The following is a 14,591-nucleotide window of genomic DNA, read 5'->3' as shown; positions in this document are numbered from 1 at the left end:
TCTCACGCAACATACACCCCCGGCACCCGTCACCGCCATAGCTGCTTCGGCAGACGCCCGAGCCGGAGAGCACGAAGGAGCGGGACCATGACGTTCACAGATGCGCTGCAGTCGCTGCGCCGGGCGCAGAAGACCAGCAGGGGCGTGTCGCTGTACACGCGCTGGGTGAACCGTCCGCTGGGCAGGGTTCTGGCCGCTGCAGCCGCGACCGCCGGGCTGAGCCCGAACACGGTCACCGTCATCTCGGCCGTCGTCACGGCCGCCGGCCTGGTGACGCTCGCGGTGGCGCCGGTGAGCATCGGCACTGGAATCGCCGTCGCCGTTCTGCTCGTGCTCGGCTTCGCCCTCGACTCGGCCGACGGACAGGTCGCCCGGCTCACCGGCACCAGCTCGCCGGCGGGTGAATGGCTGGATCACGTGGTGGATGCCGGCAAGATGACGGCCCTGCACGCCGCCGTGCTCATCGCACTGTGGCGGAACGGAGCGGATGCCGGCTGGCTGGGCGTCGTGCTCGCCTATCAGCTCGTCTCGGTGGTGTTCTTCGCGGCGCTGACACTGCATCCGCTGCTGCAGCGCGGCGAGCGCGTCGCGGCCGGACCGCCATCCGGGGATGCCGGAGCGCCGTCCGGGGATGCGGGAGCTGCTGCCGCTGCGCCGTCACCGCTGCGCGCGGTCGGGCTGCTGCCCGCCGACTACGGCGTGCTGGCTGCGTCGTTCGTGCTGTGGGGGGCGCAGCCCGTGTTCCTCGTCGTCTACACGGCGCTGTTCGTCGCGACGACGCTGATCGCCGCCGCGTTGTCCGTCAAGTGGTTCCGCAGTCTGTCGATCGCGCCGGGCTGATCCGGAGGCCGACGGGATGATCCGGAAGCCGGCGGGATGGTTCAGAAGCCGGCGGGGATGATTCAGAAGCCGGCGGGGATGATGCGATCGTCGTCGGGAAGGTAGACATCACGGGTGGCCCCGACCTCTCGATCGAACCACTTCCCCTCGACCTTCGTCTTGAACCGCGCCGGAACGCCCGCCCACAGCCCCTGCTCGGTACGCTCGGTGTCCGTCAGCACCGAACCGGCCGCGAGCACCGAGCGCGAAGGCAGATGCGAGCCACCGAGCAGCAGGCACCTCGCTCCCACGAACGACCGCTCGCCGATCACGACCGGATAGGCGGTCTGCGCGTCTCGCGAGAGGTCGATGGCGTGGGTCAGCACCTGCGAACCGAAGCCGGCGAACGCCGAGAACGGCCCGAGGATCAGCGAGCCCGAGGCGTCGACGCTGTGCCGGCTGGTGAGGTAGGCGTGCTCGCCGAGCTCGAGACGGCCTCCGCCGCGCAGGCCCCGATAGGCGGCGTTGGCGGTGATGATGTTCTGCTTGCCGATCGTCGCATGCGCCGACAGTCGTACGGCGCGCATCCCCTTGATCAGGTTGCCGATGCTGATGCGCGAATACGGCTCCATCTCGAACGCCTGCACCCTCCAGACCAGGTTCGGCCGCGCCGTCGCCTGCGGCGCGATGCGATGACCGCACGCCGTGAGCAGACGGTTCTTCATCCGGGATGCCGGCAGCAGCCACAGCACCAGCAGGATCGCATCTCTCATCATCAGTCCCTCTCCTCTGATTCCCGGGCGCCCTCTGCGGGCTCCCGTGCTCCCTCTGATTCGCTTGCATCGCGGCCACCGCGGCGCACGTGCACGACCGCGACGGTCAGCTCGTACCCGGTTCGCGCCAGCAGCCCGACGAGCAGTCCGGCGAACGCCCCCACCAGCCCCAGCGTCAGTGCGCCGGCGATCACCAGCGGCAGCCCGATCACCGCGCTGATGATCGTGCCGCGTGCGGCGGCATCCAGCCGGTCGAACGAGGCCAGCACCGCCCGCGCCAGGATCGACTCCCAGACGTTCAGCCCGACGAACGCCGCCATCAGCGCCATCACGGCGTACTCCGGCTGCACCTGCCCGGCACCGAGCCATGCGAACAGCCAGGGTGCGGCGACCAGCACCGCCGCGGCGAGCGCCGCGCAGAACCCGGCGCCGGCCCACAGCGCCCGTGTCGCGCGACGGATGGTCACCGCCGGATCCCTGCGTGGCACGTACCCCTGCACAACCGAGACGACCGGCCCCAGCGCCACGCTGAGCTGGCGCTGCAGCTTGTCGACCAGCGCGTACGCGGGCTGGATGCCGGGCGCCACCAGAGAGATCAGCACCAGCGGCAGGGCCGAGTACGCGGATGTGCCGACCGCGGAGCCGACCCCCGCGCGCTGCGCGACGATGACGCGCCGCACGGTGCGGCGGGGCTCGGCGACCGGCGGACGATCACGCAGAACCACCCAGCACGATGTGGCCGCGAAGCCGAGCAGCATCCCGCCCAGCATGCACAGCGGCCCGGCGATCACCTGCGCTCCCGAGATCAGCAGCAGGATGCCGACCGCGGTGCCGAGCACCCGCGGCACGGTCTCCAGCAGAAGGTACGCGTATGGTCGCCGCTTGCCGACGAAGAACCAGTCCGAGGTGAACCCGACCGCCGCGGCCGACAGGCACCCGGCGGCAGACAGCAGCGGATGCGAGGGAGCGACGACCGCCGCTACGACGCAGGCGATCGTCGTGACCGGCACGAACAGCAGCATCCGGGTGCGCAGCGAGTCGACGAACTCCGTACGCGCCGCAGCCGCATCCGCGCGGGCGATCATCGCCGGCCCCGTGTGGCCCCAGCCGAAATAGATCATCACCGCCCCGACCGCGCCGATCGACTGGCCGACCGCGATCGCGCCCCAAGCCCGCTGCCCGCCGACGTCGACCATCGCGGGTATCAGCAGCAGCGACGAGACGGCGAGCAGGCCCACCGAGAGCCCGAAGCCGACCAGCCGGCCGCCGCCGTGCAAGAGCGCGCTCGATCGTGCGCGCGCGTTCGTCACTCGTGTCATCCCCGCCGCCCCCATCCGGCATCCCCTCGCCGGCCCCACCCGGCTGTGCCTCACACCGTAGTCCCATCGGACGCCGCATGGGAGGGATTCTGGCACGGACCCCTTGCGCCGCGCGCCAGTTGCCCTATGATCACAGCTAACGGATGGTGCCATCAGTCTGGGGATTCGACGGCACCGTCTCTGGGGATGGAGACGCGATGGGGAGAGCGGCTTTGCGTACACGCGCGCCGCACGCACGCGTGTCTGGCACCGCGCGCGGCGTCGACCGCAGGTGGCGTCAGCCGCGCTCACTGGCCAAGCTGATCGCGCTCGCGGTCACCTCGGCGGCGACGGTCGGCATGGTGTCGTTCGCGCTGCTCTCCAGCAGCGCCGATGACAAGGTCGAGCCGCCGCAGGCGGTCTTCCTCGGCGACTCGTACACAGCCGGGGTCGGCGGTGACGGCGTGGCCTGGCCGACCACCGTCGCCGGTGAGCTCGGCTGGACCGTCGTGAATCTGGCGCTGGGCGGCACCGGATACGCCACCGAATCAGGCCCCGCCGGCTGCGGCAGAGAGCACTGCGGCACCTTCCTCGAGCAGTCGAAGGCGATCGAGGGCGCACCGCGCATCATCGTCGTCGCGGGCGGCCGCAACGATGCGGCCGACAGCATCGAGAGCGCGGCCTACCGGCTGTTCACGACGTTGCGCGCCGAGCATCCGGGCGCGACAGTCATCGCCCTGTCACCGTGGGCCGACGATGATCCGGTCACCGAGGGGCTGACCGCCAAGATCACCGCCGTCCGCAGGGCCGCCCGTGAAGCGGGGATCGTCTACATCGACACCGGGCAGCCGTTCGTCGGACACCCCGGTCTCATCTCGGCCGACGGCGTGCATCCGAACACCGCCGGCTATACGAAGCTGTCGGCGCTTCTGGCGCCACTGCTGCTCGATGCGACACAGCAGTCCGGCTAGGGATCAACGCATCAGGACTTCATGCACAACGGCTCGATGAACAAAGGGGAGAACATTGACCAAGCGCGCACTCATCACAGGCATCACGGGGCAGGACGGCTCGTATCTCGCTGAGCTGCTGCTCTCGAAGGGATACGAGGTGCACGGCATCATCCGTCGTGCCTCGACCTTCAACACCGCACGGATCGACCATCTGTACGTCGACCCGCACGAGGCGGACGCCCGGCTCTTCCTGCATTACGGCGACCTCAGCGACGGCGTCCGGCTGGTCACGCTGCTCGCTCAGATCGATCCCGACGAGGTGTACAACCTCGCCGCGCAGTCGCACGTGCGGGTGTCGTTCGACGAACCAGAGCACACGGCCGACACCACAGGCACCGGCACGATCCGGCTGCTGGAGGCGGTGCGGCTGTCGGGCATCAAGACGCGGTACTACCAGGCATCCTCGTCGGAGCTGTACGGGGCGACCCCGCCACCGCAGAACGAGGACACCCCGTTCTATCCGCGGTCGCCGTACGCGGCAGCAAAGCTGTACAGCTACTGGATCACGAAGAACTACCGGGAGGCGTACGGCCTGTTCGCGGTGAACGGCATCCTGTTCAACCACGAGTCGCCGCGCCGAGGCGAGACGTTCGTGACCCGCAAGATCACCCGGGCGGTCGCGCGGATCCTCGCCGGCATGCAGGATGAGCTGTACCTGGGTAACCTCGAATCGATCCGGGACTGGGGGTACGCCCCCGAATACGTCGAGGGGATGTGGCGGATGCTGCAGGCGGACGAACCCACGGACTACGTGCTCGCCACCGGCCGCGGCTACACGATCAAGGAGTTCCTGGATGCCGCGTTCGGCCACGTCGGCCTCGACTGGCAGAAGCATGTGCGATTCGACGAGCGCTACCTGCGTCCGACCGAGGTGGATGCCCTGATCGGCGACTCGTCGAAAGCGCAGGATCAGCTCGGCTGGCGGCCCACGGTCGACGGCACCGCTCTGGCCAGGATCATGGTCGATGCGGACATCGAGCTGCTCACCTGCGAAGGGCGGCCGTGGATCGATGCGGTCGCCATTCCTTCCTGGGAGCTGGTATGAGAAGCGACAGCGTGCAGTACACCCCCGGAGCCCTCGACCGCGACGCACCGTTCTACGTCGCCGGCATCCGGGGCCTGGTCGGTTCCGCGATCCGGCGGCGGCTGGATGCCGGCGGGTTCACGAACGTCTTCGGTGCGACCTCGGCCGAGCTCGATCTGAAGGATCGGGATGCCGTGTTCGGCTACCTCACCGAGACCCGGCCCCGCTACCTGGTGCTGGCCGCCGCGAAGGTGGGAGGCATCCTCGCGAACAGCACCTACCCGGTGGACTTCCTCAGCGACAACCTGCGCATCCAGACCAATGTGCTCGATGCAGCACTGACCAACGACGTGGAGCGCGTCGTGTTCCTCGGGTCGTCGTGCATCTACCCGAAGCTGGCGCCGCAGCCGATCCGCGAGGACGCGCTGCTGACCGGCCACCTGGAGCCCACCAACGACGCGTATGCGATCGCGAAGATCGCCGGCATCCTGCAGGTGCAGGCGGTGCGGCGGCAGTACGGCCTGCCGTGGATCTCGGCGATGCCGACGAACCTGTACGGACCGAACGACAACTTCTCACGGCACGGTTCGCACGTGCTGCCCGCGCTGATCCGGCGCTACGACGAGGCGCAGGCGTCGGGCGCGAGATCGGTGACCAACTGGGGCACGGGAACGCCGCGGCGCGAGTTCCTGCATTCGGATGACATGGCGGATGCCGTGCTGCACCTGATGGAGAACTACGACGGCCCGATGCAGGTCAACGTCGGCACCGGGGAGGACGCGACGATCCGCGAGATCGCGGAGACGATCGCCGAGGTCGTCGGGTACACGGGCGAGACGGAATGGGATGCCGCACGGCCGGACGGCACCCCGCAGAAACTGCTCGACGTGTCGCAACTGGCCGCGACGGGCTGGCGGGCGCGCATCGGCCTGCGTGAGGGGCTCGAGCGCACCGTCGCCTGGTACCGGGATCACATCGGCGCGCTGCGGGTGTAATCCGGTGCGGCGGCCTCACGGTCGCGCCCTGCCACCAGCAGAACCGAGACGATCGTGATCGCGAGGGCGCCGGTCGCCTGCAGCAGCGAGCCGCGCAGCAGGATCGTCATGTAGACGGGCAGGATCGCGCCGGCGATCGCCCAGACGCCGCCCGTCGCGAAGGCGGGGACCATCCGCGTGTCCATCGCTCGCAGCGCGACGCCGAGTGCGGCGAACACGATGACGACCGCGATGATGCCCCCGTTGACGAGGGCCTCGGCCCACATCGGCGCGGACAGGTTGTCGAACGAGTAGCCGCGATACTCGGCGAGGGTGATGCCCGTGTCGGTGGGCTTGTCGGGCCAGATCGCGCGCGGCACGAAGAAGAGCAGGCTGCCCATCGCCTGGCGCCCTGGCATCACGAGTCCGTCGATCCAGTACGAGAGGGCGTTGGCGATCTGCCAGAAGGCGTCGTAGTCGGGGTTCGACAGGTACTCCTCGAAGAACCCGGTGCGCGTCGCCGTGCCATCGGCGGTTCGGAACGCGTCCGCAAGCGGGAACAGCGCCAGGAAGCCGACGATGCCGGAGAGCATCGTGATCCTCGCCCTGGCTGTCGTGGCGACGGCGCCGGCGAACACGGCGAGCGCGAACGCGGTCGTGCCGAAGGTGTACCGCGCACTGGCCACCGGGTTCACGACCAGCAGCACGAGCACGACGGCTGCGATCGCGCCCCCCAGGGCCCAGCGGCGGTTCGTCCGCGAGCGCGCCGTGCGGGTGAGCTGGGCGAGTGCGCCTGTCGCCACCAGCAGCGGGTACACGGCGCTCGCGTAGAAGATCGACCGCATCGCCGGATCGGGCCATGCCGCCTGGCGCGCCGCCAGCGCCCCCTCGCGGCTGCCCAGCGATCCCGCGAAGCCGATCCGCGAGACGTAGTACGCGCTGAGCAGCGCGCCGGCCATGGCGAGCAGGATCGCACGCGTGGGGTGCACGGGCAGCACCCGCGGCTCGGCGCGACCGGCTCGGCCGCCCTCCCACAGCATCCACCCGAGGCGTCCGACCTCGTAGCAGACCAGTCCCAGCGCGACGATGCCGGCAGTGGGCAGGTCGAGCCCCGCATCCACGCCGGGCGTCGTGGTGGACGTCAGCCCCGACAGGATCTGCGCCGTCGGCGCGATGCCCATGAAGATGTACGTGAACAGCCAGAGGAAGTAGTCGAACAGGCGCGGGATTCCGCTCACCCAGAGCAGCGAGATCCGCACCCCCGCCCAGATCATGATGATCAGGGTGACGATCCAGCCGTCGCTGCGGGGAGCCGCCGGCACATCGGCGAGCAGGGCCGCAGGCAGAGCGACGGCGAGCACCGCCACCGACACCGCCAGGAGAACGAGACGGATGCCGCTGCGCAGCTCGGCACCATCGGCGGATGCCGCTGCGTCATCCGCGGGGTCGCGGAGGGCGTCCGTGCTGTGGGTCATCTGTGATTCCGATCCGACAGCGAATCCCCTGAACAGACTCCGGCCGCTGTGGCTATCATGATAACCGGGGAGGGGATGATGTCTGGGGCATGCCCTTCTCTACGATCATGGGAGGGGCCATGGAATCGAACAACCTGATGAGGGTGATCCGCTACCACTGGGTTGCGATCCTGATCTGCGCCCAGCTCGGCATCCTGTTCGGTGCTGCGCTGGCGATCGTGACGCCCCGTGAGTACACGGCCCACGCCGACGTCTTCGTGCAGGTGACCGGCGGCAGCAGCACGAGCGACGTCGCCGCGGCGACGAACTACTCCCAGCAGCAGGCCCGCAACTTCAGTGCCGTCGCGACGCGCGAGATCGTCCTGCAGGAGGTGATCGACGAACTCGAACTCGACGTCACCGTGCCGCAGCTGCGAAAGCAGGTCAGCACCGTGGTGCCGCTGAACTCGACGATGATCACCATCTCGGGCACCGACAGCTCTCCGAACACCGCCGCCGACATCGCGAATTCCGTCGCCGCAGAGTTGACCGCAGTCGTCCCACGCCTGACCCCGGAGGTCACCGGCAAGTCCACGGTGCGCATGCAGATCATCGAGAGCGCGAACCCGCCCGCCACCGCCTCGTCGCCGAATGTTCCGCTGCTGCTGGTGCTGGGTCTGCTCGCCGGAGTCGTGGCCGCCGCCGTCGTGGTCGCGATCCGGGCGGCCGTCGGGACACGCGTGCATTCTGCGAGCCAGGCCGCCGCGATCACCGGCGCTGCCCTGATCGGCACCATCGCGCTGGACAGGAAGGCGGGACGCCAGCCCGTTCCCGTCGCGGACGGGGTCTGGTCGCGGCGCGCCGAGGAGTACCGTCAGCTGCGCACGAACCTGCGCTACCTGCAGCCCGACACCGATCACAAGGTGTTCGTGGTCACCTCGTCGGTTCCCGGTGAAGGCAAGAGCACGACCTCGGCGAACATGGCCGCCGCGCTGGCGGCATCCGGACTGCGGGTGGGCCTGGTCGAAGCCGACCTGCGCCGGCCCACCCTCGCCGATCTGCTGGACATGACCGAGGGGCCCGGCCTCGCCGGTGTGCTCACCGACCAGGTGTCGCTCGAGGATGCGTTTCAGAGCTGGGGGCCGGACGGCATGCAGGTGCTGCTCGCCGGCGACATGCCCCCCAACCCGAGCGAGCTGATCGAGTCCGCGCGGGGAGCCGAGATCTTCGCGGCGATCCGGCAGCGGTTCGATGTGACGATCATCGACAGTCCGCCGCTGGCCGCCGTCGCCGATGCGGCGGCGTTGACCCGCCAGCTCGGCGGCGCCGTGCTCGTCGTCGGTTCGCGCCGGGTGCGAGCACGCGAACTGCGGCGCGCCGTGAACCGGCTGAACACGATCGGCGTCGCCGTCGAGGGCATCGTCGTCAACTTCGTCTCCGTGCCGCGTGCCGACCGGTTCGATTACGGGTACGTGCCTTCGCCGAAGGCCGGCCCGGCCCGTACCTCGGCGTCGTCCGCTGCGCCGCGTGCGTCACGCGCTCGCGCCCGTCAGCCGTTGACCGAGCACTCCGTCCGGCCGCTGAGCGCCAACGAGAATCCGGCATAGTGGCCGAGCAGCCGGCGCCCGCCCCGACGATCCTGTTCGTCTGCACGGGCAACGTGTGCCGATCGCCGTACATGGAGCACAGTCTGCGTGCCGCGCTCGCCGAACTCGGCGTGGCCGACCTGGTCGTGCGGTCAGCGGGCACCCGGGCGCTGCGTGGTCACGGTATGGCTCCGCCGATGGCGGAGCGCCTGCGATCACGCGGCATCGACACGTCGGCGTTCCGCGCGACCGGGCTGGGAACCGAGCTGCTCGAGACCGCGGGGATCGTGATCACCGCCACCCGCGAGCATCGTCGTGAGGTGGTGAGTGCGAGCTTCGACAGCGCCGACCGGACCTTCACACTGGCGCAGCTGACGCGGCTTCTCGCGGCGGATGCGGCACCGTACGACGCCGCATCGGCCGATCCGCTCGGAACGGTGCCGCTCGGAACGGTGCCGGGACTGGTGCGCGCCGCGCACGCCGCGCAGGGGTGGATGACGACGTCGGCGTCGGCCGATGACGACCTCGAGGACCCGTGGCTGCGTCCTCGCCGCGTCTACCGCCGGGTCGCCGACCGCATCGATGATCTGATGATTCCGCTGGCGGTCCGGCTGGCGGCCGGAGCGTGAGCTCCGTCCGCCAGCCGGACCGCGGACGTCACTTGCCGGTGACGGCGTAGTACTGCAGGTCCTGCACCTCAGGTGTGGCGACGACCTTATACGGTGAGGCGGCCGCCTTCACGGCGGTGCCGTTGCGGATGATCTTCGCTTGAACGGTTCCGAGTCGCAGCGGAGCGGTGAAGGCCGACACCCCGGCCTTGGCGCTGAACGTCGACTTCACGCCACCGACGGTGATCTCCACCGTCGCAGGCGCGGTGAGGAAGACGAGCGCCTCGACCGTGTCGCGCGGCGTGCCCGGGCTGCCGCTGAGCGTCGGCGTGATCGGGTCGTGCTTCACCGCGACGGCGGCATTCGCGAAGTGCTCGCGATGGGTGACGAACAGCTTGTCGGTCGTGATCTGCGGTGCGCTGCCGGTGTGGAACCAGTCGGAGTAGTAACGGCTGATCTCGAGGAACGCGGTGCCGTGCGATCCCGACGGCGCGAACTGCGACGATTCGCTGTAGTCGTTCCAGGTCACCATCTGCACGTACTCGGCGTCGTCACGGATGGCCTTCGCCCAGCCGGCGCGCAGCGCCTCGGTGTTGCCGGCTTCGGCGTAGACGCCCGAGCGTGGCCGCATGTCCTGGGGCGCGACGGGCTCCATCCAGTCCTTGCCGTACTTCTCGGCCTGCGCGTCGTACACCGGAAGGCTGTTGATCGCCTGCGGGCTGCGCGCACCCCAGTTGCCGAAGCTGTCGGAGATGGGTGCGAATGCCGTCATGTTCGTCGAGCCGGCCGACAGGAACACCGCCTGGAACGAGATGGGCACACCGTGCTTCGTCTCGAGCAGGTCGATGACCTGCTTGAACCAGGCCGCTCCGGGCCCTTCGGCCTTGAACGACGAGAGCAGGTAGTCGGTGCCGGACTTGAACGCAGCCGGGCTGCGGTAGAGCGATGCGATGGCCGAGGCCACCTGCGCGGGAGTGAGACGCGAGATCGTCGCGGTGCCGTCGATCATCGGGACGACCTTGAAGCCCTCCTTCTCGGCGGCGATGAACAGGTTCTTGGTGGTCTCCCAGTTCAGTCCCTCGATGTTCATGATGTCGACGACGAATCCGTCGATGCCGCCGGCCTTCGCCTGACGGATCTCGGTGCGCAGGTTGTCGATCTTCCACGTCGGGGACGAGGACTGTCCGACGGCGATCGGGCGGTCGCGCAGCAGTCCGCCGTACTCGGCATGGATACCGCCCTCGCCACCGACCGTCAGGTAGTTGCGCGTGTAGTAATCGCTGTCAGCGGGCTTGTTGTCGAACGACAGCGGGTACGGCGGGAAGTAGTGCGCGAAGACCTTCTTGTCACTCGCCGCCGCGGGGGCGGCCGTCGTGGTCGTCGTAGTCGTGGTCGACTGCGCAGTCGTGGTCGACGGCGCAGTCGTGGTCGACGGCGCAGTCGTGGGTGCGGTCGGCGTCGGGGCCGGCGTGGGCGCCGTCGTGGTCGGAGCCGTCGTGGAGGGAGCGGGTGTCGTGGTCTTCGACGATGACACCGGACTCTGCACCGTCACGATCAGTCGCGGCGCACGGGGGCCGGTGGCGACGTACGTCGTCGGCACGGATCGCTGCGAGTACTGCACGCGCAGCGCGAACGCACCCTTCGACGACAGCGTGCTGAGGTTCTTCAGCGGCACCGTGAGGGTCTTGTGGCTGCGTGCCTGCGGCGAGACCGAATTCAACCGGACCTTACTGTCCTTCGGCCGGTTGACGTGCGTCAGGGAGCGTTCGGTCCACGAGGTGGACGCGGGGTACACGACGACACCGGGCTTGGTCGCAGACGACGCGGCGACCTGCAGCACCAGTTTCGCGCTGACGATCTTCTGGCCCCGCAGCGCGGAGCCGTCGAACTTCACGTACGTGCGGTCCTGAGAGGAGGTCGCGCTGAGGTAGGGCAGATTGCCGTGCGGAGTGGTCGGCTTGCGCGACGTCGTCCACGTGGCCGCGGTGGCGGTGAGCGTGGTCTCGGTCGTGGCCGCGCTGGCGGCGGTGCCGCTCAGCGGCGATGCGGGCAGGAGCACTCCCATGACGAGAGCGATGACGGCGAGCGCCGCGAGTGAGATTGCGCGCGGCATGGGGAGAGTGCGCGCGCGCGATCGAACTGGGATGGGGAGGGGATACATGGGGCCTTTCGGGGTCCGCGTACACGAGACGCCGGTGCTTCCGCACCGGTTGCCCTCCCCCGAGGTCCTTCGATTGTAACGTTTCCAAAACGTTCTCGCGAATGCGACGCGCTCAGCTCGCCGAGGAGTAAAGGTCCTCGAGCTTCTCGGCGACGGATGTCATGCTCCGCGTCCGCGCCACGGCATCCCTCCCGCGTTGCCCCGCCCGCGCCGCTGCGACCGGGTCTGCGAGCAGGTCTGCGATGGCCGCGCGCAGCGCGCCGGCCTCGGGCTCGACCACCGCACCCGCACGGTGCTCGGCGACCAGACCGGCGAGCCCGCACGAGGTGGTCACCACGACAGGCAGCCCGACCGACATCGCCTCGAGCACCGACATCGGATACGGCTCATCGACGCTCGGCAGAACGTACACGGATGCGGCTCTCATGCGGTCAAGGGTCAGTTCAGGAGCGAGCGGCCCCTCCCAGCGCAGGCGGTCGCCCAGCGCGGCATCCGCGGCGACCCGCGAGACCTCCGCGCCCATGCCCTCGTCCGGTCCCACCAGGCGAAAACGGGTATGAGGGAACTGAGCGGCGAGCTGCGCGGCGACCTGCGCGAACATCACCGGATTCTTGCGAGGCGCCAGCCTGGCGAGATAGAGCACCTCTCCACCACCGACTTCGTCGTCGCCGCCCCCCGCGCGGCTCTCGGCGGAGTCCTCGTCGCCGTCATCGGCGGCGGGGACGCCGTTGATCAGGTGCGCCAGATGCGCGTCGCCACGCCCCACGACTTCGAGTGAACGTCGTTCCTCGGGCGTCAGGTAGGTGACAGCCGCCGCATCGCGCAGCGCGGGGCGCGTAAGAACGGCATCCAGGGGTCCGGCGAGCGGATGCGAGGACTCGTCGATCATCCCGTGCGTCTGCAGCACAGTCCGCACCCCGGCGCGCTGCGCCAGCCGCGCAGCCGGTAGGGTGACGAGGTCTCGGGCGGCGTGCACATGCACGACGTCGAACTCACGCACGTGCGAATACAGAGAACGCAGCAGTCCGGGTGAGGTGAGCCCTGCGAACCCCGCACCCGGAAGCGCGGTCCGCGCGGGGAACAGACGGGTGCGCACACCCTCGATGCTCGACGGCGGTGGCCCCTCATATCCACGGGCGCTGCCCGCGAGCACGACATCGTGTCCGCGGCGCGAGAGTTCACGCAGCTGGTTGACGGCGACGCGAAGCGGTCCGCCGTATTCGCCGTTCGGGCTGACCAGCGTGACGACGCCGAGAATCTTCACCGCGACACCTGTGCGCGTGGAGCGAGCACGATCGCGCCTGGATCGATATCCTTCGTCACCAGTGCAGTCGCGCCGACCACGGCATCCGCCCCGACCGTCACTCCGCGCAGGACCGTGGCCCGGGCCGCTACCCAGGCGCCGTCCTCGATGCGGATCGGCGCGTTGTCGAACTCGAAGGACGGCGATCGGTGATCGTGGCTGCCCGTGCACAGGAACGCGGCCTGCGACACACACGCGTTCGAGCCGATCCGGATCGGCTCGAGGTTGAGCAGCCACACGCGCTCACCGATCCACGAGTCGTCGCCGATCTCGAGTTTCCACGGCCAGTGCACCCGCACTCCGGCCCGGATGTTCACGCCCGTGCCGATCTTCGCGCCGAAGAGCCGCAGCACGCCCACGCGCACGCGCGGCGGCACGAACCACGGCATCACCAGCACACTCGATGCGAGCTGCCAGGCCGCCTGCCACAGCAGGCCGCGACCCTTGTCGTACCCCGCCCCCGTGAAGTCCCCAAGCCTTCGTCTGGTCCCCATGCGGGCATACTACTGGAGGCTTCGATCTGGCACACTTGCTCCATGATCACGTCACGAAGTGTGGGGACTGTGCTGATCATCGCGGGGACGCTCATGCTCACCGGATGCTTCGGGGACACGACTCCGCCCGACCAGGAGCAGGAGCCCGCGACGATCGTCAAGACGATCGAAGAGCTGCAAGGCGCGGAGGTGGAGCTCGCGCCGGATGAGACGCTCGGCATCGACACGCAGGGGCAGGATCCCGTCGTCTATGACGCCATGATCCTCGACGGCAGCATCGCCAGTTACTCTCCGTCGCGCGAGGGAAGCGAGATCCGCATCACCGCTGTCGCACCGGGTACCACCGAGGTGCTCCTGGGTGATCCGGACGGCACGGTCGACGAGGTGTCGTTCACGCTCATCGTCACGGACTGACGTCGCACGCAACACGCGAATTCACCCATACGTCTGTCGGGTCAGCGGGTAGGCGCCCGATATGCTGGAGCTGCGGCGTTGTCTACACACGCCGCTGGTGCGGTGAGGCATCCCCAGTGCCCCGCACCAGGTGCAGAGCCTCCCCAGGTCTCTGGACCAGCGGCCTCAGCCGAGTCCCCACTCGCTGAGGCCGCGCTCATATGGCGGACAGTCGCCGTGATGCGCGTCAGACGACCTTCGGGCGGAACACGACCTTGTGGTAGAGCACGAACCGCAGCAGCACCACGACGACGATGCTCACCAGGTTGACGAAGTTCACGGCGAACGGACCGGGGTCGCGACCGAGCAGCAGCTCGGCGCCCTGCACTCCCAGCCAGACGAGAAGCGCCCCGAGCCCGGTGCACACCGCGTTGGTGATCAGGAACAGTGTCAGTTCGTTCAGGCGGGTGCGCCGGTCACGGTTGCGGAACGTCCACTCCCGGTTGCCGACGTAGGCGTTCACGAGCGCGACCAGCGAGGCGATGATCTTCGCCCACACCAGGCCCATGCCCAGTCCGTACACGAGCAGATTGAAGACGCCGATCTCGATGAGTGTGCTGATGGCGCCGACGATGAGGAAGCGACTCCCGACAGAGGCGAGCCGACGCAGTCGGGGGTGAATCTTCATGAC

At 69.0% G+C, this 14,591-nt stretch carries 14 protein-coding genes; 7 read left to right on the top strand and 7 right to left on the bottom strand.

What is annotated here, in order from left to right; all coding sequences use genetic code 11:
• Window positions 1-87: 87 nt before the first annotated feature.
• A complete protein-coding gene (locus H7694_RS03220) occupies window positions 88-840 on the top strand; it encodes a CDP-alcohol phosphatidyltransferase family protein (protein ID WP_193598112.1) in 753 nt (250 codons plus the stop codon).
• Window positions 841-902: 62 nt separating this feature from the next.
• Here the strand turns inward: H7694_RS03220 and H7694_RS03215 are convergent, their stop codons facing one another.
• Together H7694_RS03215 and H7694_RS03210 are read right to left on the bottom strand one after the other, a co-directional pair.
• Window positions 903-1,595 (bottom strand): acyltransferase, encoded by a 693-nt coding sequence (locus tag H7694_RS03215; protein WP_193598111.1) that lies wholly within the window; start codon window positions 1,593-1,595, stop codon window positions 903-905.
• The gene (locus H7694_RS03210) at window positions 1,595-2,902 is read right to left on the bottom strand and encodes a hypothetical protein (RefSeq protein WP_227468261.1); all 1,308 of its coding nucleotides are present in this window, start codon (window positions 2,900-2,902) and stop codon (window positions 1,595-1,597) included. Before H7694_RS03210 ends, H7694_RS03215 begins: the two co-directional genes overlap by 1 nt.
• A 248-nt stretch (window positions 2,903-3,150) precedes the next feature.
• Between H7694_RS03210 and H7694_RS03205 the strand changes: the two genes are divergently transcribed.
• From H7694_RS03205 to H7694_RS03195, 3 genes are read left to right on the top strand one after another with little or no spacing between them, the layout of a single operon-like run.
• Window positions 3,151-3,861, top strand: coding sequence for an SGNH/GDSL hydrolase family protein (locus tag H7694_RS03205; RefSeq protein ID WP_193598109.1), 711 nt, complete (start codon window positions 3,151-3,153; stop codon window positions 3,859-3,861).
• Window positions 3,862-3,916: 55 nt separating this feature from the next.
• Window positions 3,917-4,948 carry a GDP-mannose 4,6-dehydratase gene (gene gmd / locus H7694_RS03200; RefSeq protein ID WP_193598108.1) on the top strand — a complete coding sequence of 344 codons (1,032 nt, stop codon included), beginning with the start codon at window positions 3,917-3,919 and terminating at the stop codon, window positions 4,946-4,948.
• The gene (locus H7694_RS03195) at window positions 4,945-5,922 is read left to right on the top strand and encodes a GDP-L-fucose synthase family protein (RefSeq protein ID WP_193598107.1); all 978 of its coding nucleotides are present in this window, start codon (window positions 4,945-4,947) and stop codon (window positions 5,920-5,922) included. Before gmd ends, H7694_RS03195 begins: the two co-directional genes overlap by 4 nt.
• On the opposite strand, the gene H7694_RS03190 is transcribed toward H7694_RS03195, so the two are convergent.
• Complete coding sequence (locus H7694_RS03190) at window positions 5,898-7,376, bottom strand: hypothetical protein (protein ID WP_193598106.1); 1,479 nt, start codon at window positions 7,374-7,376, stop codon at window positions 5,898-5,900. The two genes, H7694_RS03195 and H7694_RS03190, sit on opposite strands and share 25 nt — an antisense overlap.
• A gap of 119 nt (window positions 7,377-7,495) precedes the next feature.
• On the opposite strand from H7694_RS03190, the gene H7694_RS03185 reads away from it, so the two are divergent.
• Both H7694_RS03185 and H7694_RS03180 read left to right on the top strand, forming a co-directional pair.
• Window positions 7,496-8,962 carry a polysaccharide biosynthesis tyrosine autokinase gene (locus H7694_RS03185; protein WP_193598105.1) on the top strand — a complete coding sequence of 489 codons (1,467 nt, stop codon included), beginning with the start codon at window positions 7,496-7,498 and terminating at the stop codon, window positions 8,960-8,962.
• Window positions 8,962-9,570, top strand: coding sequence for a hypothetical protein (locus tag H7694_RS03180; protein ID WP_193598104.1), 609 nt, complete (start codon window positions 8,962-8,964; stop codon window positions 9,568-9,570). The genes H7694_RS03185 and H7694_RS03180 overlap by 1 nt, the downstream gene beginning before the upstream one ends.
• 28 nt (window positions 9,571-9,598) lie before the next feature.
• Here H7694_RS03180 and H7694_RS03175 read toward each other — a convergent pair whose 3' ends face one another.
• The 3 genes from H7694_RS03175 to H7694_RS03165 form a co-directional block, all read right to left on the bottom strand.
• Window positions 9,599-11,662 (bottom strand): endo-1,3-alpha-glucanase family glycosylhydrolase, encoded by a 2,064-nt coding sequence (locus tag H7694_RS03175; protein WP_193598103.1) that lies wholly within the window; start codon window positions 11,660-11,662, stop codon window positions 9,599-9,601.
• Window positions 11,663-11,822: 160 nt separating this feature from the next.
• Entirely contained in the window at window positions 11,823-12,974 is a 1,152-nt protein-coding gene (locus tag H7694_RS03170; protein WP_193598102.1) for a glycosyltransferase, read from the bottom strand.
• On the bottom strand, window positions 12,971-13,507 hold the full coding sequence (locus tag H7694_RS03165) for a DapH/DapD/GlmU-related protein (protein ID WP_193598101.1): 537 nt from the start codon (window positions 13,505-13,507) through the stop codon (window positions 12,971-12,973). The genes H7694_RS03170 and H7694_RS03165 overlap by 4 nt, the downstream gene beginning before the upstream one ends.
• 42 nt (window positions 13,508-13,549) lie before the next feature.
• On the opposite strand from H7694_RS03165, the gene H7694_RS03160 reads away from it, so the two are divergent.
• Window positions 13,550-13,921, top strand: coding sequence for a hypothetical protein (locus tag H7694_RS03160; protein WP_193598100.1), 372 nt, complete (start codon window positions 13,550-13,552; stop codon window positions 13,919-13,921).
• Window positions 13,922-14,147: 226 nt separating this feature from the next.
• Here H7694_RS03160 and H7694_RS03155 read toward each other — a convergent pair whose 3' ends face one another.
• Window positions 14,148-14,588 (bottom strand): GtrA family protein, encoded by a 441-nt coding sequence (locus H7694_RS03155; protein WP_193598099.1) that lies wholly within the window; start codon window positions 14,586-14,588, stop codon window positions 14,148-14,150.
• Window positions 14,589-14,591: the final 3 nt, after the last annotated feature.

Source organism: Microbacterium sp. YJN-G, assembly GCF_015040615.1.
Classification (GTDB): Bacteria; Actinomycetota; Actinomycetes; order Actinomycetales; family Microbacteriaceae; genus Microbacterium.
The sequence above is the reverse complement of the archived record's forward strand: the minus strand, read 5'-3'. Positions and strand labels throughout refer to the sequence as shown.